The sequence below is a fragment of the Rhodococcus sp. PSi06 genome (assembly GCF_054960675.1).
The window spans coordinates 323,441-348,976 of sequence record NZ_JBHNYO010000001.1; the positions used below are offsets into that span (position 1 = coordinate 323,441).

21 protein-coding genes are annotated in these 25,536 nt (G+C 57.6%); 3 read left to right on the top strand and 18 right to left on the bottom strand.

Going from position 1 to position 25,536, the window contains the following annotated elements:
• Window positions 1-343: 343 nt before the first annotated feature.
• On the bottom strand, window positions 344-907 hold the full coding sequence (locus ACFI9K_RS01620; protein ID WP_462661902.1) for an acyltransferase: 564 nt from the start codon (window positions 905-907) through the stop codon (window positions 344-346).
• 246 nt (window positions 908-1,153) lie between these two features.
• On the opposite strand from ACFI9K_RS01620, the gene ACFI9K_RS01625 reads away from it, so the two are divergent.
• Window positions 1,154-3,301 carry an acyltransferase family protein gene (locus tag ACFI9K_RS01625; RefSeq protein ID WP_462661903.1) on the top strand — a complete coding sequence of 716 codons (2,148 nt, stop codon included), beginning with the start codon at window positions 1,154-1,156 and terminating at the stop codon, window positions 3,299-3,301.
• A gap of 107 nt (window positions 3,302-3,408) precedes the next feature.
• On the opposite strand, the gene ACFI9K_RS01630 is transcribed toward ACFI9K_RS01625, so the two are convergent.
• From ACFI9K_RS01630 to ACFI9K_RS01660, 7 genes are all read right to left on the bottom strand, one after another.
• Entirely contained in the window at window positions 3,409-4,386 is a 978-nt protein-coding gene (locus ACFI9K_RS01630) for a GDP-L-fucose synthase family protein (protein WP_462661904.1), read from the bottom strand.
• Window positions 4,383-5,405 (bottom strand): GDP-mannose 4,6-dehydratase, encoded by a 1,023-nt coding sequence (gmd, locus tag ACFI9K_RS01635; RefSeq protein WP_462661905.1) that lies wholly within the window; start codon window positions 5,403-5,405, stop codon window positions 4,383-4,385. Before gmd ends, ACFI9K_RS01630 begins: the two co-directional genes overlap by 4 nt.
• A gap of 195 nt (window positions 5,406-5,600) precedes the next feature.
• Window positions 5,601-6,200, bottom strand: coding sequence for a dTDP-4-dehydrorhamnose 3,5-epimerase family protein (locus ACFI9K_RS01640; protein WP_462661906.1), 600 nt, complete (start codon window positions 6,198-6,200; stop codon window positions 5,601-5,603).
• Entirely contained in the window at window positions 6,197-7,069 is an 873-nt protein-coding gene (rfbA, locus tag ACFI9K_RS01645; RefSeq protein WP_462661907.1) for a glucose-1-phosphate thymidylyltransferase RfbA, read from the bottom strand. The genes ACFI9K_RS01640 and rfbA overlap by 4 nt, the downstream gene beginning before the upstream one ends.
• 65 nt (window positions 7,070-7,134) lie before the next feature.
• Window positions 7,135-8,388 (bottom strand): glycosyltransferase, encoded by a 1,254-nt coding sequence (locus ACFI9K_RS01650; RefSeq protein ID WP_462661908.1) that lies wholly within the window; start codon window positions 8,386-8,388, stop codon window positions 7,135-7,137.
• 42 nt (window positions 8,389-8,430) lie between these two features.
• Window positions 8,431-9,498 carry a nitroreductase family protein gene (locus tag ACFI9K_RS01655; protein ID WP_462661909.1) on the bottom strand — a complete coding sequence of 356 codons (1,068 nt, stop codon included), beginning with the start codon at window positions 9,496-9,498 and terminating at the stop codon, window positions 8,431-8,433.
• Window positions 9,488-10,486: a hypothetical protein gene (locus ACFI9K_RS01660; protein ID WP_462661910.1), complete on the bottom strand. Its 999-nt coding sequence runs from the start codon at window positions 10,484-10,486 to the stop codon at window positions 9,488-9,490. The genes ACFI9K_RS01655 and ACFI9K_RS01660 overlap by 11 nt, the downstream gene beginning before the upstream one ends.
• A 391-nt stretch (window positions 10,487-10,877) precedes the next feature.
• On the opposite strand from ACFI9K_RS01660, the gene ACFI9K_RS01665 reads away from it, so the two are divergent.
• Complete coding sequence (locus tag ACFI9K_RS01665; protein ID WP_462661911.1) at window positions 10,878-11,981, top strand: glycosyltransferase; 1,104 nt, start codon at window positions 10,878-10,880, stop codon at window positions 11,979-11,981.
• Here ACFI9K_RS01665 and ACFI9K_RS01670 read toward each other — a convergent pair.
• The 8 genes from ACFI9K_RS01670 to ACFI9K_RS01705 all read right to left on the bottom strand — a co-directional run bounded on the left by ACFI9K_RS01670 (window position 11,938) and on the right by ACFI9K_RS01705 (window position 22,334).
• Window positions 11,938-13,338 (bottom strand): O-antigen ligase family protein, encoded by a 1,401-nt coding sequence (locus tag ACFI9K_RS01670; protein WP_462661912.1) that lies wholly within the window; start codon window positions 13,336-13,338, stop codon window positions 11,938-11,940. The two genes, ACFI9K_RS01665 and ACFI9K_RS01670, sit on opposite strands and share 44 nt — an antisense overlap.
• 36 nt (window positions 13,339-13,374) lie before the next feature.
• Complete coding sequence (locus ACFI9K_RS01675; RefSeq protein WP_462661913.1) at window positions 13,375-14,544, bottom strand: polysaccharide pyruvyl transferase family protein; 1,170 nt, start codon at window positions 14,542-14,544, stop codon at window positions 13,375-13,377.
• A 198-nt stretch (window positions 14,545-14,742) separates the two neighbouring features.
• On the bottom strand, window positions 14,743-15,879 hold the full coding sequence (locus ACFI9K_RS01680; protein ID WP_462661914.1) for a glycosyltransferase family 4 protein: 1,137 nt from the start codon (window positions 15,877-15,879) through the stop codon (window positions 14,743-14,745).
• A 76-nt stretch (window positions 15,880-15,955) separates the two neighbouring features.
• Entirely contained in the window at window positions 15,956-16,852 is an 897-nt protein-coding gene (locus tag ACFI9K_RS01685) for an SDR family oxidoreductase (protein WP_462661915.1), read from the bottom strand.
• A 123-nt stretch (window positions 16,853-16,975) separates the two neighbouring features.
• The gene (locus ACFI9K_RS01690; protein WP_462662102.1) at window positions 16,976-18,433 is read right to left on the bottom strand and encodes a sugar transferase; all 1,458 of its coding nucleotides are present in this window, start codon (window positions 18,431-18,433) and stop codon (window positions 16,976-16,978) included.
• 555 nt (window positions 18,434-18,988) lie between these two features.
• Complete coding sequence (locus tag ACFI9K_RS01695) at window positions 18,989-20,308, bottom strand: UDP-glucose dehydrogenase family protein (protein WP_462661916.1); 1,320 nt, start codon at window positions 20,306-20,308, stop codon at window positions 18,989-18,991.
• Between the two features lie 157 nt (window positions 20,309-20,465).
• The gene (locus tag ACFI9K_RS01700) at window positions 20,466-20,672 is read right to left on the bottom strand and encodes a hypothetical protein (protein WP_462661917.1); all 207 of its coding nucleotides are present in this window, start codon (window positions 20,670-20,672) and stop codon (window positions 20,466-20,468) included.
• A 156-nt stretch (window positions 20,673-20,828) separates the two neighbouring features.
• Complete coding sequence (locus ACFI9K_RS01705) at window positions 20,829-22,334, bottom strand: sugar transferase (RefSeq protein ID WP_462661918.1); 1,506 nt, start codon at window positions 22,332-22,334, stop codon at window positions 20,829-20,831.
• A gap of 321 nt (window positions 22,335-22,655) precedes the next feature.
• Between ACFI9K_RS01705 and ACFI9K_RS01710 the strand changes: the two genes are divergently transcribed.
• Window positions 22,656-23,447, top strand: coding sequence for a hypothetical protein (locus ACFI9K_RS01710; protein ID WP_462661919.1), 792 nt, complete (start codon window positions 22,656-22,658; stop codon window positions 23,445-23,447).
• A gap of 26 nt (window positions 23,448-23,473) precedes the next feature.
• On the opposite strand, the gene ACFI9K_RS01715 is transcribed toward ACFI9K_RS01710, so the two are convergent.
• Window positions 23,474-24,265, bottom strand: a complete 792-nt coding sequence (locus ACFI9K_RS01715; RefSeq protein ID WP_462661920.1) for a sialate O-acetylesterase — start codon at window positions 24,263-24,265, stop codon at window positions 23,474-23,476.
• A gap of 52 nt (window positions 24,266-24,317) precedes the next feature.
• A complete protein-coding gene (locus ACFI9K_RS01720) occupies window positions 24,318-25,532 on the bottom strand; it encodes a lipase family protein (protein WP_462661921.1) in 1,215 nt (404 codons plus the stop codon).
• Window positions 25,533-25,536 lie beyond the last annotated feature (4 nt).

The window sequence follows — 25,536 nt, forward strand, 5'->3', positions numbered from 1 at the left end:
ATCGCCGGGCGCGGTCGCGCTACAACAGCCGCATCCAAATAAACCGACCGGTCGTCGAATCGGGCCGAATATGGGGCCGTAAGATCGTCGTTGCGGTAAGAAACGCTCACGATTCACCCCAATTCGACAGTCAGGTGAACCGCCTCAGCGAAATTCTGGCGGTTCGTTTTGAGAGCTTAACGCTGTATTCCGAAGAATGCTCAAGGATAGGAAAGCTACTCCAACCGCGCTATCTGGAGGTGCGGTACGGAACATGCATTTTAAAACGGACATTCATTTACTCGTCCGCCGAAATCTGCGAGTAACCAGTCAACAGCATGGTTTCAGGGCGCATTACACGAACTCAGTACCGGTCTTCGGTTGCCGATCGACCGTCGGTTGCAGTAAGGCGACGCTTCATTTGCGCCGGCACTCCTGCATAAAGCGAGTTCGGTTCACAGTCCGCAACCACCACGCTGCCCGACGCCACCACACACCCCCGCCCGATTGTCACTCCCGGCATCACCACGACCCGAGCACCCAACCAGCAGCCGTCTTCTACGACAATCGGCAGGTTGCGCTCCGCGCCACTGCGATTCCACTCCGGTCCAACGTGGTGACTGCACGTGACGAACATCGTCTCGTACCCGATACCCAAGTAGTTTCCGAGGACGATGGGCGCACCGAGGTCGAAGAAACATCCGTAGTTGACGAAAGTGCGCTCGCCGATAGTGAGCCCAGACCACGCGCCCAGGAACATCCCTGGATTGAGCACTGCGGTGGGGTGTATGTCCTGACCCAAAACACGCAGTAGGCGGGGACGAAGACGCCTCGGGAGCGCACCGCTGGCAACTGCCCTGTTGAGAATCACGTCGCGCACAACCTGACCGATATCCGTAGCGATGGCATCGCGCCTGTGCGGCTTCATTCAGAGAGAGTATCTGCCACCTCAACTCGGCACATACTGCATCCAGTACCGCCCGGGTAGTCAGCGGCGCGAATGCTTCTCAACTACTGCTGACACCGTGCCAGCAGATCGGAGAAAGAATCTTCTGACCTGTTTGTCGAGAGTGAAGGCAACACCGAGGCGTGGTCGGCACTGTTGGGTTACCATTCGCCGCAGGCTTGAATTGGTCGGGATCGACTGTCACAACTCTTCGTGAGGAACCGCGAAATGGCTACGACCCAGCAGTCGCCACCGATACGCCGTCGTAGAATTCCTGTGCCACATCAGCGCCTCGATATTCAAGGGCTGCGAATGGTCGCAGTCATCCTGGTGATCGTCGACCACCTATTCGGTTGGCCACGTGGGGGTTTCATCGGTGTCGACGTTTTCTTTGTCGTGTCCGGCTTTCTGATCACCGGGCTCCTGTTGCGGGAGTACGACAAAACGGGTTCGATATCGTTCTCCAACTTCTACCGCCGACGCATCAGACGAATCGTTCCGATCGCGACTCTGGTCCTGCTCATCACCTGTGCAGCAGGCACATTGGTCTTCGCAACCAGTCGCGCGTCATCCATCTGGACGGATGCGCTGTGGGCATTCTTGTTCGCATCGAACTGGCGGTTCGCGATCGAGGGAACCGATTACTTCAACGCCGACGCCGCTGTATCTCCGCTACAACACTACTGGTCATTGTCGGTGGAAGAGCAATTCTATTTTGTCTGGCCGGCCCTGATGTTCCTCATCGGCGTCTTGGTGACACGGCGGGCGGGGAACGGCAACATCAAGCGAATCCTGTCCGCAGTAGTGATGGGCGTTGTCGTCGCAGCATCATTTCTGTGGGCCCTCTACGACACGGGGGCCAACCAGACGTGGGCGTACTTCTCCACGTTCACGCGGGTGTGGGAGTTGGGCGTTGGGGCACTACTCGCAATCGGTGCCGCCTGGATCTCGCGATTACCTCGGGGTGCCCGCGCGCCGCTGGCGTGGGTGGGCCTGGCTAGCATCGCCGTCGGCGCGTTCGTCATCAGCGAATCGAGCGGGTTTCCCGCCCCTGCCGCAGCGCTGCCAGTGTTGGGTGTAGCGATGGTGATAGCTGCAGGAATCGGCGGCCCCACTCCTTATCTTGCGCCTTTGACCAACCCGGTGAGCGTCTACATCGGAAACATCTCGTATTCGCTGTACCTATGGCACTGGCCGATCATCGTGACTCTCGGGTCGATCATGGACGTCGATGTCTACTACTACGTCACGGTGTTGGCCGCCACGTTCGGGCTGTCGGTTGCGTCCTATCACTTCGTCGAGAACCCAGTTCGGCACTCGAAGTTTCTCGAGCCGAAAGCAGTTCGTGCCGAGTCCAGGCGCAAGCGAAAGAACCAGCTGGGCCACAAATTCACGTCGCCTTCATTGCGGTACGCAGGGTTGGGTGCCCTGACGTTGGTGACTCTCGCCGTGGCGGCCTTCTCGCTCAAGCCGATCGATCCGCCTGCAACACCACCCGCTCGTACCGTGGCCTCCCCTGACTCGGCGGCCGCCTCGGGCGCGCCCGAGGTCCCCCTTGGGCCGGCAGAAACAGAACTGGCCGCCGAAATCGACACAGCGGTGAACGCAGCAGAGTGGCCGGAGCTCAATCCCACGATGGACCAAGCGATCATCGGGGCCCAAGCCCCAGAGGGAATCGCCGAGTGCGGCCTGGTCAACCGACCCGACGCGGCTCAATGCACCTGGGGAGCCGCCGATGCGCCCAAGACGATCATGGTTTTGGGGGATTCGATGGCTATGAGTTTCGTGCAACCGATCAAGAATTTCGCAGAGGCGAGCGGCGGCCAGTGGAAGGTTCGTTCGGAAGCAATGTTCGGGTGCACCTTCGTCGATATGGTGGTCGCCAGTCAGGATGCAGAGACCGTGGCAGCGTGCCCGGGACGAAAGGCCGCGGCGATTGCGGCGGTCAACGAGGTAAAGCCCGACATCGTGATCATCACCAACTTGCATACCGACATTGCATCGGACCTGTGGGTCCCAGGGGTCAAGCGCCTTGTGGACCAATTCTCCTCGAACGTCGGGAAGATCCTGTTCCTGGCAGCTCCTCCGAACGACAAAAAGCCTGCCGACTGCTATACCCGCACCAGCAAGCCGGTCGACTGTCTCAGCCGCGTGACGGATCTCTGGACGGCACGATCGCGAGCGGATCGAAATCTCGCCTATCGAGTAGGCGGAACCTACGTCGACACCCGCGTTCTGTTCTGTACACCGGACAACTACTGCCCAAGCTTTGTCGGAACCACCCCGATGAAGTCCGATTCTTCGCACATGACAATCGAATACGGAACGAAGGTTTCTCCAGCGTTCGCCGAGCTGCTGCAGGCGAACGGAGTCTGACGCACGATTCCGCAGCAGTCGCCTGGGAACACATCGCCTGCATTCGCAGACGATGTCGATGCTGCGGTGCGGATCCCCGGAGTGATGTGGATGCCATTTTTGCGTGCCTACTGACGTATACGGTCGATGTTCTCCCGATACCATCGAACCGTCGAACCTATACCTTCGCGCAGCGAGATTGCAGGTTTCCATCCGGAGTTTTTCAGCGTCGATACGTCCAGCAGTTTACGAGGAGTCCCGTCGGGCTTCGATGTGTCCCACTCGATTCGCCCCGAGTAGCCGACTTCATCGGCGACCATCTCTGCAACTTCCTTGATGGTCTGATCCTCACCTGTACCGACGTTGACCTGACGGGGACCGTCGTAGTGGTCCAGCAGATGCAAGCACGCGGAGGCCATGTCGTCCACATGCAGAAACTCTCGCTTGGGGGAACCGCTGCCCCAGTTGGTGACTGCCGCTGTTCCGTCCCGGGCAGCTTGGTCGTATCGGCGTATGAGTGCGGGCAGGACATGCGAACTTTGGGGTGAGAAATTGTCACCTTGGCCGTACAGGTTGGTCGGCATCGCGGATATCCACGGTAGTCCGTACTGCTTGCGAACCGACTGAATCTGAAGAATTCCGGCAATCTTCGCGATTGCGTAGGCATCGTTGGTCGGCTCGAGGGGACCGGTGAGGAGGTATTCCTCTTTGATTGGTTGCGCTGCGTGCTTGGGGTAGATGCAGGACGACCCGAGGAACAGGACCCGTTCGACACCGAACTGTAGCGCTGCATCGAGTACGTTGACCTGCACTTGCAGGTTCGAGGAGATGAAGTCGACGGGATAGGTGCTGTTCGCGAGAATTCCGCCCACTTTGGCTGCGGCAAGTACAAGATTGGTCGGCTTGTTGTGTTCGATGTAGTCGAACACCGCAGCGCGGTCGCGAAGGTCGAGATCGGTCGAGGTTTCGCCGATCAGGTTGGTGAAGCCACGGCCTCCGAGGTGCCGCCATACTGCCGAGCCGACCAACCCTTTGTGGCCGGCAACGTAGAACGTTGCCTCGCGGTCGATCGTTCTCGCTCTCTGCGTGGACTCCAGTGTGCTCATGGCCAGTCCGTCAACACAGGTGTGTCGATCCAGGGCCGTCCTTCGTGGGCGAGAGCCTCGCAATCCGCATCGACCATGATTCGCGCGAGTTCGGGCGCGTGGACCGATGCTTTCCAGCCCAGCTCCCTTTCTGCTCTGCTTGCGTCGCCGACCAATGCGTCCACTTCGGTGGGACGGAGATAGCGGTCGTCGAATTCGACGTACTGCCGCCAGTCGAGGCCCGCGTGCTCGAAAGCGACCGTCAGGAAGTCTTTCACCGTGTAGCTACCGCCGGTGGCGAGCACGTAGTCCTGTGGCCGATCTGCTTGCAGCATCCGCCACATCCCCTCGACGTATTCAGGTGCGTACCCCCAGTCTCGGATGGCATGGAGGTTGCCCATGTAGAGCCGACTCTCGGCACCTGCCTTGATACGCGCTACCGCCCGTGTGATCTTGCGCGTCACGAATGTTTCACCGCGCCGGGGTGATTCATGATTGAACAGGATCCCGTTGACCGCGAAGAGTCCATACGCTTCGCGATAGTTCCGAGTGACCCAGTAGGAGTAGACCTTCGCCGCCCCGTACGGCGAGCGCGGATAGAACAGAGTGTCTTCGTTTTGCGGTGGCGGGCTAGCTCCGAACATCTCAGAACTCGATGCCTGATAGAACCGGCACTTCACTCCGGCCAGTCTCACTGCTTCGAGAAGCCGGATGGATCCGATTCCTGTCGTGTCACCGGTGTGCTCAGGCTCGTCGAAGCTAACCCGCACGTGCGACTGCGCAGCGAGGTTGTAGACCTCGTCGGGCCGAATATCGGCCATCAGCATCAACATTCGTGTGCCATCGCTGAGGTCCCCGTAATGAAGGAACAACTTTGCTGCGGACACGTGGGGGTCGACGTACAGATGCTCGATTCGCAAGGTATTGAAGGTCGACGCACGGCGGATCAATCCGTGCACTTCGTATCCCTTGGACAACAGTAGCTCCGCCAGGTATGAGCCATCCTGACCGGTGATCCCCGTTATGAACGCCTTTTTCATACCTGCTCCGTTCGAGCACGCCGAGCATGCTTGGGACAGCGTACAAGGGGACCGACTTTGATGCAGAGGATCAAGGGTTCGCGAAAACCGCTGCGCAAGCAGCTTTTTCAGCTAACTACGGACTCCACGCCCGCCGCATCCACACAATCCAGGGTTCGGACTGTTAGGCGCCACGCATCTCCAAGACCGTTCGGTTTAGAGACGCCCAGCGGCGTGAAAGATGGAGAGGCTGCCGGTATCCAGGGCTTCGGCGAGGGTGGGGGCGGCTCGGTCTTTGTCGGAGAGCTCGTAGGTCAGAGGCGATCCGTCGCGTGCGGTGGTGGGCCAGTCGATGCCCAGGGCTGGGTCGAGGGGGTTGATGTCGCGGTCCAGTGCGGGGGTGTATTCGAGGCTGCACAGGTACATGACGGTGGAGTTGTCTTCGAGGGAGAGGATGGCGTGGCCGAGGCCTTCGGAGAGGAACACTGTTTTGCGGTCGATGTCGTCGATGAGCACGCTGTCCCATTGCCCGAAGGTGGGGGAGCCGACGCGGAGGTCGACGATGACGTCGAGGAATGCGCCGCGGGCGCAGGTGACGTATTTCGCCTGGCCGGGTGGGTTGGTGGTGAAGTGGATTCCGCGGAGCACGCCGGCGGCGGAGACCGAGCAGTTCGCTTGCTGCAGGTCCAGCGTGCGGCCGGTGGTGTCGGCGAAGAGGCCGGCTTTGAACCATTCGAAGAACACGCCGCGGTCGTCACCGAATTGGCGTGGGGTGTATTCGTAGGCGCCGGAGATGGTCAGTTCACGGAAGGTCATCGGTGTCCTCGGTCGAGAAGGTCGAGCAGGTAGCGGCCGTAGCCGGATTTGACGAGCGTCTCGGCGCGTGCGCGGAGTTCGTCGTCGGTGATGAATCCGCGTCGCCAGGCGACTTCTTCGGGTGCCCCGATCTTGAGTCCTTGGCGTTGTTCGATGGTGCGTACGTAGTTGGAGGCGTCGAGGAGGGAGTCGAAGGTGCCGGTGTCGAGCCAGGCGGTGCCGCGGGGTAGGACTTCGACTTGGAGTCGGCCGGCGTCGAGATAGTGGCGGTTGACGTCGGTGATCTCGTATTCGCCGCGGGCGGAGGGGTGCAGGTCGCGGGCGATGGCGATGACGTCGTTGTCGTAGAAGTACAGGCCGGGGACGGCGTAGTTCGATTTCGGTGCGGCCGGTTTTTCTTCCAGCGAGATCGCTGTGCGGTTGTCGTCGAATTCGATGACGCCGTAGGCGGTGGGGTCGGAGACCTCGTAGGCGAACACTGCTCCGCCGTCGATGGTGTCGAAGCGGGAGAGTTGGGTGCCCAGGCCGGGGCCGTAGAAGATGTTGTCGCCGAGGACCAGCGCGGCGGAGTCGGTGCCGATGTGGTCCGCTCCCAGGACGAAGGCTTGGGCGAGACCGTTGGGCTCGTGCTGGACTTTGTAGGTCAACGAGATGCCGAATTGGGAGCCGTCGCCGAGGAGGCGGGTGAATTGGTCGGCGTCCTGGGGTGTGGTGATGACGAGGATCTCGCGGATCTCGGCCAGGATCAGGGTCGAGAGTGGGTAGTAAATCATCGGTTTGTCGTAGACCGGGACCAGCTGCTTGCTCACGCCCATCGTGATCGGATGAAGACGCGAACCCGTGCCGCCCGCCAGAATGATTCCCCGCATGTCTCCACTTCCCTTTCGTCCCCCAATGATCAATTGGGATACCCGCGCTTAGTCGAACGAGCGAGTCAAGCCAATCGAGACTTCGCCTCACGCCGGTAGATTTCGAGCAACTCGGACAAGTGATCGCCATCAGACACTGACCGTTCTCGAACAGCCTGTCGAATAGCATCCTTACCGGCCCGCATGCTCCCAAACTCAGCGCATAGTGCTCTGACCAAATCTGGCACGCTTCCAGACTGAAACACTGAGCCAGTCTCTTCAGAGACCATCTCCGGTAAGCCGCCCATATCTGAAACGATGGCGGGCACGCCAAATTGCAAGCTCTCACGTACTGTATACGGGCTATTTTCTGCCCACTCAGATGGATGAACGGTGACGGTAAACTGACTAAACATCGAAGGTAAGTCCTCACTTCGATACCGGCCATAGAACTGGACTCCAGGCGCGCCAAGAGACTTGGCAAGGTTCTTTAATTCTTGCTCTTCTGAACCTGAACCCCAGATCTGTAGCTTCGCATCCGGGAATATACCAATGACATCTCGCCAAGCCTTCAGCAATGTCCCCACACCCTTCTCCGGCGCTAATCGACCCGTATAAGCCGCAACCAACGAATTCGACCGCTCAGGAACCTGCCTCTCTTCACCCCACGGAAGATCGAGATAGATCGGATCACGCCGGATAGCAGCAGAATCCTCGACCAGTTTCTTCAGAAAGTTCGATGGAGCGAGGACCAGCGTCTCGGATCTCGCCCAGTTCCAGTCAGCCACAGGACTCTCAAGAGCAGCCAAAACACTTGCGCCAACTGAGCTCTTCACACACCTATTTCGGACGATCGAAGACATTCGACTAAGAAGTGGCCGAGAAACGCAATCCGAACAAGCCAACCCCAGGCGGTCGTTCCATAATGTCTGATTAGCACAAACAAACTTGTACTCATGCGCCGTCGTCACGCTCGGAATGCGCATCTCTTTAACCACGCGGGCTAAACTCGACGAAAGTTGATAGCAAGTACTGTGAAAGTGCACGATGTCAGGCCTGAATTCAAGCAAAGCATGCTTGAAATCTGCACCCGCTGCGACTGAATAAACTGAAGTCGCGGCGCTACGAATCAGACGAAACCCACCCCCGTGATAGCTACGTTCCGGTGCCTCGAAACGCGACACAGGAAGGCTGTCCATAGGCTTCTCCCCACCGGGGACGCTCATTCCGAATACAGCGATCTCCACACCAGCGTGCGGCAGCTTTTGACAGAGCCAATCAATGTAAGTCTCAACCCCCCCAACGTGATGAAGGAATTTGCTCACAATCATGACACGCATGGCACCCCCACGAATCCTAGTAGTAATCCACATTCACTCTGGTCAATGCAGAATCGCCACCTCATGCAGGCTCCGACGACTTGATCTCGCAACCCGGTGCCCCTCACGTGCGTACCCAGCCGCCAACATCATAATAATATCCTCCTCCACCGGTATAGACGCCTTCGCGCGAAGGCCATCTGATTCAGAATTCGTCATAGACCAGTTCAACATGCAGGAAGATATCCCAAGCGAATGCAAAGCCCATACCAAAGTCATCGAGAACAGTCCACCGTCAATCCACCGCTGATTGCGCTCGCCAGCGCCAGAAAAAAGCCTTCGATCAACTGTAACGATAAAAAGCAAAGGAACTGAATCTCGAAACCCAGCGTTTCCATTCTGCAGACGTAGCAAACCACCGATATCCGATGGATCTCTGTAAACATGCACCCTCCAAGGCTGCCTATTACAGACCGAAGGCGTCCGCATAGCACGAAGAATCGCCGTCTCGACACACTTCTCGCTCACGGCCTCGTTGCAATCGAAATCCCTTACGCTATGCCGCGCCGAAAACCAGCGCTCAAAGTCGATTTCCGAATCGGGCGGTCGTGGATCCGAAGTGGGTGCAGCATCGTCTGCAACTGTCCCTTCCATATTCCATGTTTTCAACGCTTCCAGCGATCGATCTACCGACTCAGAAACCTCGACTGGAAGATCGGTCCCACTCGTATTAGATCCCAACTCCCGAAGACGCATCTCGACATCACGACCAAAGGGACGCTTCGGCGATTTTAATGCTAATCCTTTCTCAACCCTGTGGTAGTCCTTTATAAGTTGGGTCTCAAGGTGACGACCGGACAACCCGGAATAAGCCAGGCGGTCCTCTGCAGCGCAATCTCCTACGTACCGTCCCGCGTCCGTTGCAAACTCTCGGAAGTTCCTGAGCTTAGAAGCCTGGTATCGGAGCTTTCTCACCGAAGAATCACCGAGAAGCCCGAAAATCATTTGCTTTACACCGGACACGACGCACCTTCCATCATCTGCAGACTGAACACTGGCGGCATCAAAATTATAAGTTACATTGGCAACGAACGCACTTGGACAGCCTCCGAACCTCGCCCTAACCCGCATCCTTGCTACCTCTTGACAAGATAGCCACCGAAGCAAATTGGTAAATAACTACTGCACCACTGGCGGCGACAGACCCCCAAGCAGCACCGACAACACCCTCGCTCCATGCTCCAAAAGCCAACGCAGGCCCACCCACAACGCTTCCAACAACTGCGCTTTGAGCTAACCGCTTCCTCCCACCCAAAGGGACCAAGCAACCAACTCCCACCGAGGCCGAGATAATGTTTAGGCCGAAACCTAGCCCGACCGGCAAGGTCAGTGCCACCTCCAGTTGTACCTCTCCGTTTCCCAACAAATGTCCGACTGTCGGCGCGAAAATAGCAAAACAGGAAGCTGCCGCCAATCCCAGCAAGACAGCGGCGACTGAAGCAACCGCGACCCTCTTATTCAAAAGCGTCGCAGGTGCCCTCGGAACCCAACCCTGTATGGACTGCAAGAACGGCGCGACCGCAGAAAACGATTGCTGCCGGATTCTGTCAACAAGAGCAAACTGAAACGCGGCACCCGGAACTATAGCGGACACGAAAAGTAGTGGCGAGGAAATGTAGACCGAGCCAAAAATTGCAGTAATCGTCCCCGGAATTTGACTCGGCAAGGCGGCGCGTAGGGTACTGGGACCCCAGGCCAAACCATTTCCGACCAACATATGTTGGGTTTCATTCTCCGACGAATTACGAATGTGGCGATAGGAAACCACTGCTGCCGCAACAGCACCGCTCAACTGCATCAAGGCAAACGCATAGACCGTCATACCAAACAACATAAGAACGCAACCTAACAATGTGCCGGACACTCGAGGCAAGGTGTCAAAGACTAATAGCCCTTTTGGGGCACCCATACCGATGAAATACCAGCTTGCTGTAAGGCCTAACGCGAGCGTCGATAGCGCAGCAACGGTCGATACAAGGAAGTGCGAAGGAGAAAGTAAGAACACAGACCCCACGGCCAGAGGTATTGTGAGCGGCAAAGTCCAGATACGTGCCACCATTGAGCGACAGTACAGAAGTACCCGCTCATTGCCTCGGGCTTGCGCTACATCAGCCGGCCCAGTTGCTCCCCAACCCAGCAAGGTAAGGATACTGACTACCAAACCAATAGTTTGCCCAACGGCAACGGACGCCCAGGCAGCAGGCCCCGCTTGTGAAATCACGACGGGTATCGCGACTAGGCTACTCACGCCAAGAGCGACGACAGAAAGCGAAAAACCGCCCACCATCGAAGCCGCTCTACCAGCTAACCGGGTCTTGCCGCTCATTTGACCGCACCATTCTTACGCGAGGAATCCTAGATGTGGTGCCTGACTGATACAGTAACATGCATCCATCAAACTGAAGCACTGATGAAGTGCCGTGCCTCACTCAAGATAGGTCATACTAGAGATGCGCGTACACGTACTTTCTTTCACTGGCGACTCAGGCCTCGCACACTATTCCGTCTCGCAAGTACGTGCGCTCTCAGCAAATGGACTCGATTGCACTCTAGTCACCGCACGAGACCATCCGGTGCACTTCAACAGTGACCGATACGAGACCCAGCGCATTTTTAGACGTTCACGCAACTACCCCGTAGACATTCTCAAGTTCATATGGTTTGAAATTGCCCGAAAGCCGGACTGGTTAATCATTCAAAGTACGATAAAGTTCACTCTTGTTGACGCCCTCGTCGTGCGCACCTTGCGGGCTGCAGGCATCAAATGCTGCATTGTCGTTCACGATGTCCTTCCGCACTACCCCGTTCCGGGAAGCAGGTCGGCGCGCACATTCTACTATTCCTCCGCAAATGCGCTGATTGCACACTCGGAGGACGCACGTCACCGGTTGAAAGATATGCGACAAAGGAAGATTAAAATAGTTCCGCACGGAGTCTACGACATATTCAATACCCGCGATGCCTCAATGGTCGATTCACGGGCAGCCCTGGGGATTCCAGATGACGAAACAAAGCTGGTTTCGCTCTTTTTTGGCCACCTTGAGACCAGGAAGGGATTAGTCGAATTAATACGAGCCGCAAAGTCTCTTGAGCACGACCCTTCATTCCACTTTGTCATTGCTGGCAGTGAGTCCACTAATAACGACGGCACAGAACTATCAAAGTCATTAGATCTTGCCAGGGGCTTGACGAATGTTACCTTAAGTGTAGGACACGTCGATTTTGTAGACGTATCGACTTGGTTTGAGGCAGCAGACCTGGTCTTGATTCCGTACTTGGAAGGAACCACGAGCGGAGTACTTAAGATAGCTTACGCTTTTTCAAAGCCGGTTTTAGCGACAACTATCGGCGATTTGCAGGAGGAAGCAGGAAATCCGGGCGTGACATTGATAGGAGCGCGAGCTGAGCGCCTTGAGTCAGAGCTAGTCCGTACACTTCGAGAGTTGCACGGAAAGCATATCGGTTCTGGACTCAAACAGTCTGAGTATGCCGCATCCACTACTTGGCATTCTATCGCGACCGAAGTCGAGAATTTCCTTCGACATGTGACCTGACACCCTGCGTTACGGTAGCCGGTAGTCGAGCCGAACGACCTTCATGCGGACGTCGTGTTAGGCCTCCTTCAGTAGTACTGTGGCTCTTGCGCTCGCAATAGCCGAGCGTAAAGAACCACATTGGCATTACAAACTCTAACGCCAAACCCCATCCGGATGTTGCGACATAGTACAGCGCAGGCACGGTGAGCAGTACGCTGTACGCAAACAGGCCAGATGTTGTGTCTCTGGACCTCGCGGACCACGCATACCGAAGAGTGAGAGCCACGGGCACCATAAGAAGGATAAGCCCGACTATCCCAACTTCTACCATTGTCATAAGGAAAAAGTTGTGAACGGGCCATCCGGTGGCCGTTAGTGAGTCGAACGGTCCCATTAAGGTCACATAGCTATTAGGCCCACCGCCGAATGGCATGAACTGATCAAGGTGGCGTATTGCGACGTCGTAGAAGCGCTCGCGCGATCCCCCCGCCGGATCGGCGACGTTTCGTTCTACGAAGACCCGTATGCCTAGGAAAAATATTAGACCCACCACGGATATAGTCGCGAATTTCGCGAGGAATCCAAACCGACGTCCTAGGCTCTTATAGGTCAAGCCGTAAAAAGCGAATGCTAGGATCAGCAACCCTACAATGTTTGCTCTGCCTTGACTTAGCAATACAGGAATGGTTGAGAGCGCAAACGCATACGACGCTAATATCCTGGTCTTCTTGTCGTCTGACTTAGTCAGCGGAAGAGCGATAAAGCAAAGCAGTAGAAATATCTTGCCCAACGTTGCTGGATGCTCCAGCGTGCCTTGTGATCTTCCACCTAGTTCGGCGGCCTCCTCGATATTGCTGATGAGGATCGGTATTCCAGCAAATTGGACAAGGCTTACCACAGACTGGATAACGGCAACAAAGACGATTGCCGAACAGATTGTACGGTCAAGACGCGAATCTCTGATCGACTCTGTGGCGATTACCCGACCCACCCACCACGAACAGACTGCGACTAGATACGCAAGTGCGCCCGAATATTGTTCGGCCGAGCCGCTCCACACAATCGCTAACCCAATCAGTATGTAAAGCATAAAGGGCAAGAACAATCGGGGAAACTCCCCATACCTGCCAGCCAAGAGAAGACATATAGCAATGGCCAGGATTACCAGTGCTGCGGGGATCAGACGCGGAACACCGTAAGCCGCTCCAACGTGTCGGACCTCTTGCAATCCCAGAACGTAGAATGCAGGCCGTTGCACAACAGCAAATACCATCAAGACCGCAAAAATCGCAACCTTTTGCCATCCATGTATCCACCCTGCGACGACTCCCATCGCCGCAATCGTAAGCGCAAAAACGGTTGCAAATACGTCCATGTTGTTGCACCAACCTTCCAGAATTTCGCAATCGCCTTACGTAAAATTCCGCTCTGACAAAATTCTGACCATTGGCAGCGCGTCTAAAATTTTTTCTTGACAACTCTGCAAGTCTTCAGTTCGTAGTAGTTCGACCACCTGCTTTCCAAACCCTTGGACGGGTTCGACGCAGAGCTGTGGCAGTACAAAAAGTTCATACAGACCCTCTACCTTGCCTTGAGAGCCGAGTGTGATCGCAGGGGTGCCCTGAGACAACGCCATAATCGCAAGGTGCATCCGCCCTGTGATTACCACATCTGCCAGCTTACAAATCGCCCTGACATCTACTGGCTTAAGCACCTCCGACACAAGATAGTACTTTTCGGAAGAAGCCCCGTCTTGAAGTTCAGGTCTAGCCTCCGACAATTTTCGTAGCTCAGGCAAATCATTGTCGCCTTCGCGGATTACGTGAGGCAATAAAATTATGAAATACCCCAGTGACTGTAGATGGTCAAGAATTCCCGAATATTCGATACTCTGGTTAATCCTACCTCCGAGTAAGCCACTGACGTTGACCACCGCAACTGGACGTGTTGAACTTACGCACCGAACGATCCTTTCAATGACCGTCGCTGAGCTCTCGGCATCGAAGGTCGAAAAGACAAGGTCAGCAGCCTGCCCACTGACCACGGTGCCTTGCTGTTTGATCCGACGGGTCGATACTGGGTCTCTTGGGTAAGCTTCTACGCCGTTCTTCATTGCATATCGATACGCAGTGAGACAGCTCTTTTCCGCTTCACTCGACCAGCTAAATCCTACCAGTCGAGCTTCTAGTCCAAGCAGCCTAGCCATTATGAGGCTGCTAAATCGCGACACCGAGCTTGTCGGATAGTAGAGACCGTCCATTACATCAGCGCCGATAACGATGTAGCGCTGAGCAACAGCCAGATACTTAGCTAACTTGATTGAGTTTGCCACTCGCTCAAACGGATAGGCGTCCGTCAAACTCGGGAGCACTGAAATTCGAACGTCTTTTTGTGTAGCGACTGGATAAAAATCCGCCGCGTCCTTCATGACTATTCTTATTGGCCCGTCGGTGTGACGAATCATGGCTTCAAGCATTGCCTGATCTCCGATATTGCCGCGACCAGCCGTAGCGAGAATTACGCAGCCCTGTGGGTTGGCAGATCGTAGCCGGAACACAATCATGAGTTTGGCGATAATCATGTCTGGTATCAAAATGGTCCATGCGCATACTCGTGACCTCTGAAACTTCATCAGCACGCTGCGGAGCGCTTCACGTATCAATCTGGTAGTTCCTTTACTCACAGCTATGCCTTCCCGCAGCGGTGGGCAGACTCTGTTTTCCTCGGTCTTGCTGTTGATGTTCTCAGCCCTGCATACACTGTTCGAATCCCTCTAATTTCACCGGGAATCGGACCTGGACTTGGCGGCACTTCGGCCCTGAAATACTTCAATGTGCTGCTCGACAACTGAGGACCAACTGTAAACGTCACTTACGTGTTCGTACGCCTCCGTGGCGAGTTTCGCAATCTCGATAGGGTTGGTGACTGACCAAGCGATCCTCTCAGCGAGGTCCTCGACATTCGATTTTTTGAAATATATGCCGTGCTGCCGCAGGATAAAGACATTTTGCTCAATATCGGAACAAATCACTGGTGCGCCCAAGAAACTGCTTTCCAAAATCACAGGCGACAGTCCTTCGACATCGGAGGGTTGAATATATGCGTAGCAATTTTTCATCAGGGCATGGGCTTGTGCCCCGTATACGTATCCCGGAAAGAGAACACGTGGATCTGCGGCATTTCTGATTTTAGCTTCGTACGAGTCTGGGTTTGGGCTACCTCCAACAAGAACTAGCTTCATATCGGTATTCACCATTCTGAACGCTTCAATAAGGTAGTGCAGTCCCTTATCTGGAATGAAGCGGCCAACAAAAAGTAGGTATTTCCCTGGCACCAGCCCGACGTCACTCAAGATTCGCTCCCCCGATGAGTCGTACTCTACGTCTGCCCCGAAAGGTATGAAGGTGTATTTCCTCCCGAACTTCTGCTCAAAGAACTCTTGCGCGAACGTGTTGTCGAATATGACCTGAGTATGAATACGGGAGGTCAGCCATGCAGATGCTCGTAAGTACAGTTTGGCATACCACGGCCACTTTGGTCGTTCCCAATCTGGACCGTCTTGGCTTAAAAACGTCTTCTTTCCCATCAGTCGGAGTGGAATAGCAAAGACGCTATTTCCTCCGTTTTGAATATGAACGAAATCTGCTGTGTCATTCCGGATAATGTGCCATGTTGCACGCATTGAGTGCAACAATGTGTCGAAACCTGACTTTTTCACCGTGCGAATCGGGTGCACGTGAACACCTCGGAATGTATGCGGTGTTGAGTCATCGTCGCCTGGATACAGGCGCGTGTACGCCGTCACAGTATGCCCGTGCTTTGCCAGCCGGGTTAGCAGCTCAAGTGCGAATTTGTCTGCCCCCGCACTACCATCACTGGGAGGCATACTTCGGAAGCCCAGGGCGGCGATCCTCATTCAGGTCTCCAATCATGAATTTGTCTTTCACTGCTAGCTTCCCGAACTAGCAAGTTGAGGACGGCTGGAGATCGCGTCACAGGTACGATCCGTACGAGTCATGCAAGTATTCATGGAGCCCAACTTTCCAAGGCCGCATGGTCGTGATCCCGCGAATATCGAGCTTTCGGTTAATGAGCCGCTCGGATTCCGGCCGCGGCGCGAAGTATGTTCCGCTAAAAAAGTCGGAAGTGACTTCATTGATTTTAATCTTGTCGGATAAATTCAGTTCGGAAACGAGCTCGTTCGCTACCTCAAGTCTGGATGTGACTCCTTGACATACCGCGTTGTACAGGCCCCACAGCTCCTGGTCAAAGAGCGTGCGCACAGTATATGCAAAATCGAACGTGTATGTTGGTGTCCCCATTTTGTCAGTCACGATGTTGAGTTCACGTTTACCGTCTTTGATCTGTGACATAAGCTTCTGTACGAATTTTTTGTCCTTCGACGGTCCTCCACCCATCATCCAGCCTGCCCGGCAGACGATATAGCGCCGGGCATGCTTTGTTACATAGACCTCGGCCGCATATTTAGACCTGGCGTAATGTCCCAGAGGGTTCGGAACGTCCCAGTCATCGTACTGGTCCTTAGCGCCGTCAAAAATGCCGGCGGTGCTGATGTAAAGCATCGGTATGTCGAGCTTGTTTGCTATATAGACTGCGTTTTCGACGGAGACCGTATTAGTCGCGTACGTGTCCACAACGTTTTTCTCGCAGTACTCAAGGTCCGTGAATGCTCCAAGATGGAATAGTAGATCCGGTTTGAAATCGCCGACATCTCTCCGGTAGGCATCCAGGTCGCGGAAGTCCATTTTGCTCAACCAGGTCTCATTGACGTCAATGTCGGTACATTTGAGATCGGCCGATGCTCCGAATACTGAATTGAAAGCCTGTCCGAGCATCCCACCGGCTCCTGCGATGTATATTTTTGTCACGTAGTTCGCTCTCTACTATTTGCATGTGTCGCACGCCGCGACAACGCGATATGGATTTTCAGTTGACACTGCGGTTTAGCGGTTTTACATTGATTGGTCGGATCGTCTTTTGTGCGAAACCATTCAGTAGGCTCCATCGCTTCTGGCAACCGCCCTCATCGTCTTTGCGACAATGAGCATATCTCCCACCATCGACCAGTTCTCGACATAGGAAAGATCAAGCCTGACAGTCTCTTCCCACGACAGATCGGATCTCCCACTGACCTGCCACAGACCAGTGACTCCTGGCTTGACCAACAGTCGACGACGAACCTCTCCGTTGTAAGTCTCGACCTCACGGCGTAACGGCGGCCTCGGACCCACCACACTCATCTCGCGCTTCAGGACGTTTATGAACTGAGGAAGCTCGTCCAAGCTGTAACGCCGTAGAACTTTGCCCACGGGCGTCACGCGCGGATCCTCACGCATCTTGAACAGGACCCCGCCGGCTCCCTCGTTCTGATCCAAGAGATGCGCAACCTGCTTGTCGGCATCGGCAGTCATGCTGCGGAACTTGATCATCGAGAACGGCGTGCCGTCGATGCCCATTCGCTCGGACTTGTAGAACACCGGTCCGCGGCTGGTCGACTTCACAGCGACGGCGACTGCGATCAGGATCGGTGAAATCAAAACCAGCACCAGCGCCGCGAACGTGAGGTCGAAGGCCGTCTTGCTGAACCTCGTCGCGCCGTTGTACTGGGGCTTCTCGACATGGATCAGCGGGAACCCGGCGACGGGCCGCATCACCAGACGCGGGCCGGCCACATCGACCACCCCCGGCGCAACCACCAAATCGACGTCCTTCTTCTCCAGATCCCAGATCATTTTCCGGATGCCCGCGTTGCCGAGGTGTTCGGTTGCGGTGACCGCTACAGTGTCGGCACCGCACAGGCCGATCGCATCCAGAACGTCGTGCTCGTCCCCCAGCACCGGGATGTCGGTACCTTCCACGTGAACCAGCCCGTCCCGTGGAGCCTCGTAGCCTGGCATGCATATACCCACCACCGCGTAACCCGAGACCGGGGACTTCTCGAAGGACTGGGCCATGGAAACCGCGGCCGTTCGGCTGCCCACGATCAGGACCGAAGTTTTGTATTCACCCTTGCTCCGCAGACGAGTGACGACCTTGCGCCAGAGCCATCGACTCAGCAGCAACATGAGCAGTCCGACAGGCAATGCAATAGCCAAGTACAGGCGGGCGAAGTCGATGCGAAACAGCAACGACACGATAGCGATCACACCGAAGAGGCGGAAGGTCGCCGACACGATTCGGCGGTACTCCTCCGAACCGCTTCCGATGACGCGAGGCGACCGAGTGCGGAAGATGGCGAGGAAGGCGATCCACAAGGCGGCAAGTGCGATGGATACCCCGGTGTATGTCAACATCGGGAGCGAACCCGTGGTCGCGACATCACCGTCTCCGAAGCGTACGACCTGAGCCAGAGCGACCGACAGAACGACTACGACAACGTCGGTTGCCCGCAGCCGCCTGATGTATTGCCGTTCCCACACGTGACGCGAAGTCAACGCGCGGGTTGCCACACCGCCCTGGCGACGCGGGTATCCCCATAGAGAGCGCTGTGCAGCCCCGACAGATGCCACGTGCTCCCCTCCTCTGCACTACAGCGCGCACCGGAGGTGAACGCGCAAGTTCGGTTCGAACCAATCCGGATTGCAACTGGTATCGAATTGGAATAGTCCCACGGAGCAATCAAATGCACCACGCGAGCGATTCAGATCACAACTCAATAACAACAGGTGTTCGGTTTACCACACCACCGCTGACAAGGCGATACGTACGGTAAGAACCCACTGGTGTTAACCGGCTTTCGGCCGGGAAACGTTACACACGAGCGCAATCCGCACGACAATGTGAGGAATCACAGGATGTTGCACTGGTTATTGTCCGATCGACAGCCTTGCTCCCGCCATAAGGGTGCCGAACAAACCCCCGCGCAGTACGCGTGGGACGAAACCCGGAATCCGCTTACATCAGCGGTCCCAAAAAATCGAATTGGCAAGTAGGCGTAACTAAAGAAGCGAGGGCGACAAATTCATTCCAATGAATGAATATTGTGCTCGGGTTTGTGCGTCGAGTCAGGGACGGCCGAGACCGCGGTAGTTCCACCCCGCCGCACGCCACTGCTCCGGGTCCAGGCAGTTGCGGCCGTCGATCAGAGTCTTGCTGCGCACTGCGCCCTCGAGGTCCTTCGGAGCGAGCGCCTTGAACTCTTTCCACTCCGTCAGCACCAGCACCACGTCAGCGCCCCCACACGCTTCCAGCGCGGAGTTGCTGTAGGTCAGAGTGGGGAACAATGCTCGCGAGTTCTCCATCGCCTTGGGGTCGTACACGTTCACCGCAGCACCTTGCAGCTGTATCTGCCCGGCCACGTTCAACGCCGGGGAGTCACGCACATCGTCGGAATCGGGCTTGAAAGCAGCGCCGAGCACTGCGACGCGGGCACCGAGCAACGACCCGCAGGCCTCGCGGGCCAGCTCGACCATGCGGGTACGGCGTCGCATGTTGATGTTGTCCACCTCGCGCAGGAACGTCAGAGCCTGATCGGCACCGAGTTCGCCCGCCCTGGCCATGAAGGCTCTGATGTCTTTGGGTAGGCAGCCACCGCCGAAGCCGATGCCGGCATTGAGGAACTTGCGGCCGATTCGCTCGTCATGGCCGATGGCGTCGGCCAGCACGGTGACGTCTGCACCAGCAGCTTCACACACCTCGGCGATGGCGTTGATGAACGAGATCTTGGTGGCCAGGAACGCGTTGGCGGATGCCTTGACCAGCTCGGCGGTCGCCAGATCGGTGACCAGGAACGGGATCTTTTCGTCGAGCAGCTGCGCGTAGACCTCGCGGGCGAGTCGCTCCGCACGTCCTGGCCGGTCGCGATCAACACCAAGTACGAGCCGATCGGGCCGCAGAGTGTCTTTGACGGCATAGCCCTCGCGGAGGAACTCAGGGTTCCAAGCCACTTCGACATCGACGCCTGTAGGAGCGAGCTCGCGCGCCATCCGGCCGAGCCGTTCGGCGGTGCCCACCGGCACCGTCGACTTGCCGAAGATGACTGCTGGCCTGGTCAGCAGCGGAGCCAGTGTCTCGATGACCGAATCGACATACTTCATGTCCGCCGCGTACTCGCCCCTCTTCTGAGGAGTACCAACACCCAGGAAGTGGACCTCGGCGAAATCCGCCGCCTCCTGGTACGAAGAAGTGAAGCGAAGTCGGCCGGCCGCGATGTTCCGCTGTAACACCTCTGCGAGTCCCGGTTCCCAGAAGGGAACTTGGCCGGCCTCGAGCTTGCGCAGTTTCGCCTCGTCCACGTCGACGCCGAGTACGTCGTGCCCTAGCTCCGCCATGCACGCCGCATGGGTGGCACCGAGGTACCCGGTTCCGAACACTGTGATGCGCATACGCCGGCAATCTCCTTGGTTTCGACCGCAACCACGACGGAGCCGCAGTATCGGTACGACACTGAGTGCTCGAGGCAAACGACCGGATAAGCCGGGCTTAACTGCACATGAGCATCAGGGAGTTACCCCTCGAGCAGTCGGCCAAACAGCGAGGATCTCAGCGACGAACGGGAAACTGCGGGTTCTCGGGTTCCTCGACGGCCTCGGCGCAGCGATGGATGAAATCACTGAGTTCGGTGCGCACTTCCGGAGCGAGCAGGTCCAACGGGGCCTCGGTGCCGTGATATTCGGCGAACGCCGAGGTGTAGCCGTCCACACTGTCCGAGATCACTGCGTGCAGTGACGTCGACCTATTTAGATGCACGCGTGCAATCTGGTCTACTCGGTCGGACAAGAAATCATGAAATGAATTCTGCGCCATGGTAGTACCGAATCCATTCTCGGAAATAGTCGACATCACAACATGATACGAACAAAACCGACCGCCTGCAGGGTAAGCAAGGCCTGACGGACGCCGACGTCAGTACGCGCCTTCGCTCTTGAAGACGGCCACTGCGGTCTTGGCGACGATGAGTAGATCCCCCGTCATGGACCAGTTCTCCACGTACGAAAGATCGAGGCGAACGCTTTCCTCCCACGACAGATCGGATCGGCCGCTCACCTGCCACAACCCGGTGATACCCGGCTTGACGAGCAACCGGCGTCGCACCTCGCCGTCGTAGGTTTCCACTTCACTGCGCAATGGCGGCCGCGGACCGACCACACTCATCTCGCGCTTGAGCACGTTGACGAACTGGGGCAGCTCGTCGAGGCTGAACTTGCGCATAACTTTGCCGACACGGGTCACCCGTGGGTCGTCGCGCATCTTGAACAACACGCCGCCCGCGCCCTCGTTGAGCGCGGCTAGTTCCTGGACACGCTTGTCTGCGTCCTGCACCATGCTGCGGAACTTGATCATCTGGAATGGCTTGCCGTCGATACCCATTCGCTCGGAATGGTAGAAGATCGAGCCCTTGCTGGTGAGCTTGATGATCACCGCGAGCGCGATGAGGATCGGTGAGATCAGCAGGAGTACGGATGCGGCGAACACGAAGTCGAATGCCGTCTTGCCGAACCGCTTCGCCCCGTTGTATTGAGGCTTCTCGACATGGATCAGCGGGAAGTTCGCCACCGGCCGCATCACCAGGCGCGGGCCTGCCACGTCCATAACCCCAGGCGACACGACGAGGTCCACCTTCTTCTTCTCTAGGTCCCACACCATCTTTCGCAGGCCGTGGTGGCCGATGTGCTCGGTGGCCGTCACCGCCACAGTGTCTGCTCCGGAGGTTTCGATGGCCTCGACAACACTGTGCTCGTCCCCCAACACGGGGATCTCGACGCCGTCGATGGTGAAGGACGTGTCATTGCCGGGCTCGTAGTTGGGGAGGCAGATTCCGACGACGCTGTAGCCGGCTTCGGGTGAACGCTCGAATGACCTGGCCATCGACAGTGCCGAACTACGGCTGCCGACGATGAGAACCGAGGTCTGATAGCCGCCACTCGCGCGCTTGCGGGCGACAACCTTGCGCCACATCCACCGACTCAGCAGTAGGCCGATCATTCCGACGGGTAGCGCGATGGCGAGATACAAACGAGCAATGTCGAAGCGGAACAGCAGCGAGAGAATGGCGATTGTGCCGAACAAGCGGAACGTGGCCGAGACGATGCGTCGATACTCCTCCGAACCGTTGCCGATCACCCGTGGGGAACGGCTGCGGAAAATGGCGAGGAACGCCAGCCACAGAACCGCCAGTACGGTCGATACGCCGAAATAGCTCATGATGGCCATCGGCTCTCGAAAATCGATATCGCCGAACCGAATGATCTGAGCGACCGTGACGGCACCGAGAACAACGAGAGTGTCGGTTACCCGTAGACCCTCGGTGTAGTGCGCTTCCCATACGCGACGCGACGCCACCCGTCGCATCCTCCTCGCGTCGCGCCGGGAAACTACCGAATCTGTTGTATTCACATCGCTCACCGACATTGATTCCCCCTCGGTACGTGTGCCCTGTCGAACTCCCGCGACCGACACAGCACCGTGCCTCCCCGTCCTACTGTCTGCTCATTCTTACTGAACGTGACTCGTGGTAACGATAGTGTGATCGACATTGCGCCGCAGGTCGTTACATGTTTCGAGCGCATTAACCCGAGGCGTCCACTGCATTTCCGGCAGCGCCGAATTCCCCATTCCGCCCCACTCCCGGGCACCACTAAGCAACACATCGACACTCGATGTCAAGCGGTGTCGGTCGAACGTAGGACCGACACCAGGGTGCTACCGTGTGGCAACTTCGGGGGGAGCGTCGTGAGTCTGAAGGTGCGCCTGTTGCGCGTGGCGGGGTTGCTGGGACTGCTCGTGTTCGTCGGACTCGTGCTACCCAAGCTCGGGCCGCAAGCGCCCGGTGAGCACCAAGGCGCAGCGTTTCCGGCCACCACTACGACTCAGGTTACGAGCCCAGCGGCAACCAGTTCCTCGACGGCAACGTCCACCCGGCCGAAACCGCCACCCGAATTTCCCTCGATGGAGTTTCCGCCTCCCCAGAACGTCGTGCCCGAGGGTGACCCCATCCCCATCGATACCAAGTACGGCATCAGCTATACGGTGCCCGGTGATTGGCGAGACGGCTCCCAGGCTGTTGCGGGCTGGGAGAGCGACACAGGGTCGGTCACGTTCGGAGGCATCGCCATGCACGGCTACGACTACTGCCCTGAGCATCGAGACGGAGCCCGCAAAGCAATCACGGGCATAACCGGTCGTAACGGAATCAATGTGGCCACTGCGGCATTCGAGGTAAGCCGACTGGCCGAGAGCATCTTCCGGGACGAGCCGAACGATGCTGTACAGATCGCTTATTCAGAACCGACAGAGTTCGCGATCGACGGGGCACCTGCTGTTCGCTACTCGGTTTACGCGCGCAACCTTGCACAGAAGTTCGCCTGCGACCCCACCGAAGCCACCTTCGATGTGGTGGCAACACAGGGCTACTCGAATGCAACCGTCGCCGTGTTCATGGTGCAGACCGACCAAAAAATCGACGGAGCCCTGGCACCCGGTGACATCGACAGCATCGTCTCGACCCTGCGCCACAAAAAGTGACGATCGGAGCACATCGTGGACTACAGCTACTGGATACGCGATGACAGGCCGACGAAGGCCATCCACATTCGCTGCCCCAATTCCCGTTGCCCTGCACCGCTGTAGTGAATCTTCTCGGTCTCGCTGTTGTACAGGCCCCTCGGACCCGGCACGTACGCAACATTCGCTCGTCGGTGTGGTGTGTCGGCATGCACCGCGTCGATGACGGCGTAATTGGGCTCCCCTGATTCGATCTCGTCCGGCACCATCTGCCCCAGAACGAACGGCACATCACCGAATTCTGCACGCAGCGCGTCGATGAGGGAGTCGAGCTTCTCGGCGTACACCGGCCCGGTCAGCAAGGGCACATCACTCTCGCCCTGATGCCACAGCACCGCAGCGAGCTTGTTGCCGGGCGTGGTCGCCATGCCGGTTCCGATGCGCTGCATGGCATCCCAGAACAAGTTGACGCGCGCCTCGGTATCGGCCGGATCCCACGAGATGCCATGAATGCGCGCAAAACCCGAGTCTCCGCGCGCATACGGGACGAGCAACACCGGCTTTCCCGTCGTATCCGCCAGGTGCGCTGCGAACGTCGGGCCGAACCCCACTGCTTTGGAGGGAACCTCGTGAAACAGCGGATTGCTGCCCGCCACGATGGTGTTCTTCGACCGCCCCGACGCCGCCCACTGATGGACCCGAGGATGCGGAGCGTCGAGACCCGACCTGTCCAACCCAACGCCTGCGCCATGTGCATTTGACTGCCCCAGCACAGCCACCACCAAGTAAGGCTCGTCGAAGCCGACTACCGAGATACCCCGTCCCAAACGCCGTTTCACGACATCTTTTGCTCGGACCATCACATCTTTGCGCATCCCCATGCCATCCCCCTCACTCGCAATCGTTCTGCGCCGGTGTCCCGGCGAATCGATCACCTATCCACTGATTGACGGCGTCGCCGTTGACGTCTCCGTGCCCCCGCCCGGCCTGCCTGTCGATGGTGATTACGTCTCCGAACGCGCAGGCGCGCTCGAGTGCCGCGTCCGTCCACGCCGCGTCGATAAAGGTGTCGGCGTCGCCGTAGGCCACCAGCATCGGTGCCGACGCCGGCCCCGTGGGCACGGCCATCGCCGTCAACGCCTTGCGCAGTGCCGACGCAGCATCATCGGACTTGGGCGCAAAGTCTCTGTTGCCGAGGCGTTTCACCGCGTCGTCGCGGGCGCCGGCCTTGTCCGGGGTACACCCGGTGAGGGCAGCCCAGTCCTGCGCGGCGTTGCCGCTGCGGTAGTCGTCGAGATTCAGAGCAGGATCACGTCGCGACAACGACTCGAGTACCCATTGCAGCAGCGGACCCTGATCCACGGTCAGCGTCCCCGCGATGGCCTTGTCCACCAAGCCGACCATGTTCGCACCCGGAGCCAGCGCCACCGCACCGACCAGATTCAACTCGGGGGCGTAGGAGCCGGCGACTTCGTTCGCTGCCCATGCTGCGCCGCCGCCCTGCGAACCACCGAACGCAGCCCACCGGGTACCCGCGTCGGGGAAGACGGTGCGCAGGGCCCGGACGGCATCGATGACGTCGTAGCCGGCCGTGATGTTGTCCAGGTACGCGTGATTGCCGGGGTGTCCCAGTCCCTCGTAGTCGGTGATGGCCACCGCGAATCCCGCTGTGGTGTAGCCCTGTACGAGCGCCGACGCACCGAGTAGCGAGCTGGATTCCGACGGCGCACAGGCTTGCTCTATGCCCGTGGTTCCGTGAGCGTAGGAGATGATCGGCCAGCCGCCGTCAGGAGCATCTCCTTCCGGAGTGAAGACGCTTCCCGACACCTCGCGCTCACCGACCCCTGGCTGCACCGACCGATACACCACCCGCGCGGCGTTCACACCCGAAAGTCGCACCTGGATCGGCAGATTGGGCATGGTCTCGGCACTGACGATGGATCCGCTTCCGGTCCCCGGGTCGGCAATCACCATCGACTCGGGGTCCGCACCCCGCACCGCCGCCGCGACGCCGCGCTGCACGTCCGCACCGATCGGCACGACGGCGGTGCAGCCGGCCAGCACTGGCAGCAACAGCAGGGCTGTGAGCGCTCGATGCCTACGCATGGAA

Coding starts and splice junctions, on each gene's coding strand:
- ACFI9K_RS01620 (WP_462661902.1), bottom strand. CDS start 907: ATGAAGCCGCACAGGCGCGATGCCATCGCTACGGATATCGGTCAGGTT.
- ACFI9K_RS01625 (WP_462661903.1), top strand. CDS start 1,154: ATGGCTACGACCCAGCAGTCGCCACCGATACGCCGTCGTAGAATTCCT.
- ACFI9K_RS01630 (WP_462661904.1), bottom strand. CDS start 4,386: ATGAGCACACTGGAGTCCACGCAGAGAGCGAGAACGATCGACCGCGAG.
- gmd (WP_462661905.1), bottom strand. CDS start 5,405: ATGAAAAAGGCGTTCATAACGGGGATCACCGGTCAGGATGGCTCATAC.
- ACFI9K_RS01640 (WP_462661906.1), bottom strand. CDS start 6,200: ATGACCTTCCGTGAACTGACCATCTCCGGCGCCTACGAATACACCCCA.
- rfbA (WP_462661907.1), bottom strand. CDS start 7,069: ATGCGGGGAATCATTCTGGCGGGCGGCACGGGTTCGCGTCTTCATCCG.
- ACFI9K_RS01650 (WP_462661908.1), bottom strand. CDS start 8,388: ATGCGTGTCATGATTGTGAGCAAATTCCTTCATCACGTTGGGGGGGTT.
- ACFI9K_RS01655 (WP_462661909.1), bottom strand. CDS start 9,498: ATGCGGGTTAGGGCGAGGTTCGGAGGCTGTCCAAGTGCGTTCGTTGCC.
- ACFI9K_RS01660 (WP_462661910.1), bottom strand. CDS start 10,486: ATGGTGGCACGTATCTGGACTTTGCCGCTCACAATACCTCTGGCCGTG.
- ACFI9K_RS01665 (WP_462661911.1), top strand. CDS start 10,878: ATGCGCGTACACGTACTTTCTTTCACTGGCGACTCAGGCCTCGCACAC.
- ACFI9K_RS01670 (WP_462661912.1), bottom strand. CDS start 13,338: ATGGACGTATTTGCAACCGTTTTTGCGCTTACGATTGCGGCGATGGGA.
- ACFI9K_RS01675 (WP_462661913.1), bottom strand. CDS start 14,544: ATGATTATCGCCAAACTCATGATTGTGTTCCGGCTACGATCTGCCAAC.
- ACFI9K_RS01680 (WP_462661914.1), bottom strand. CDS start 15,879: ATGAGGATCGCCGCCCTGGGCTTCCGAAGTATGCCTCCCAGTGATGGT.
- ACFI9K_RS01695 (WP_462661916.1), bottom strand. CDS start 20,308: ATGCGCATCACAGTGTTCGGAACCGGGTACCTCGGTGCCACCCATGCG.
- ACFI9K_RS01705 (WP_462661918.1), bottom strand. CDS start 22,334: ATGTCGGTGAGCGATGTGAATACAACAGATTCGGTAGTTTCCCGGCGC.
- ACFI9K_RS01720 (WP_462661921.1), bottom strand. CDS start 25,532: ATGCGTAGGCATCGAGCGCTCACAGCCCTGCTGTTGCTGCCAGTGCTG.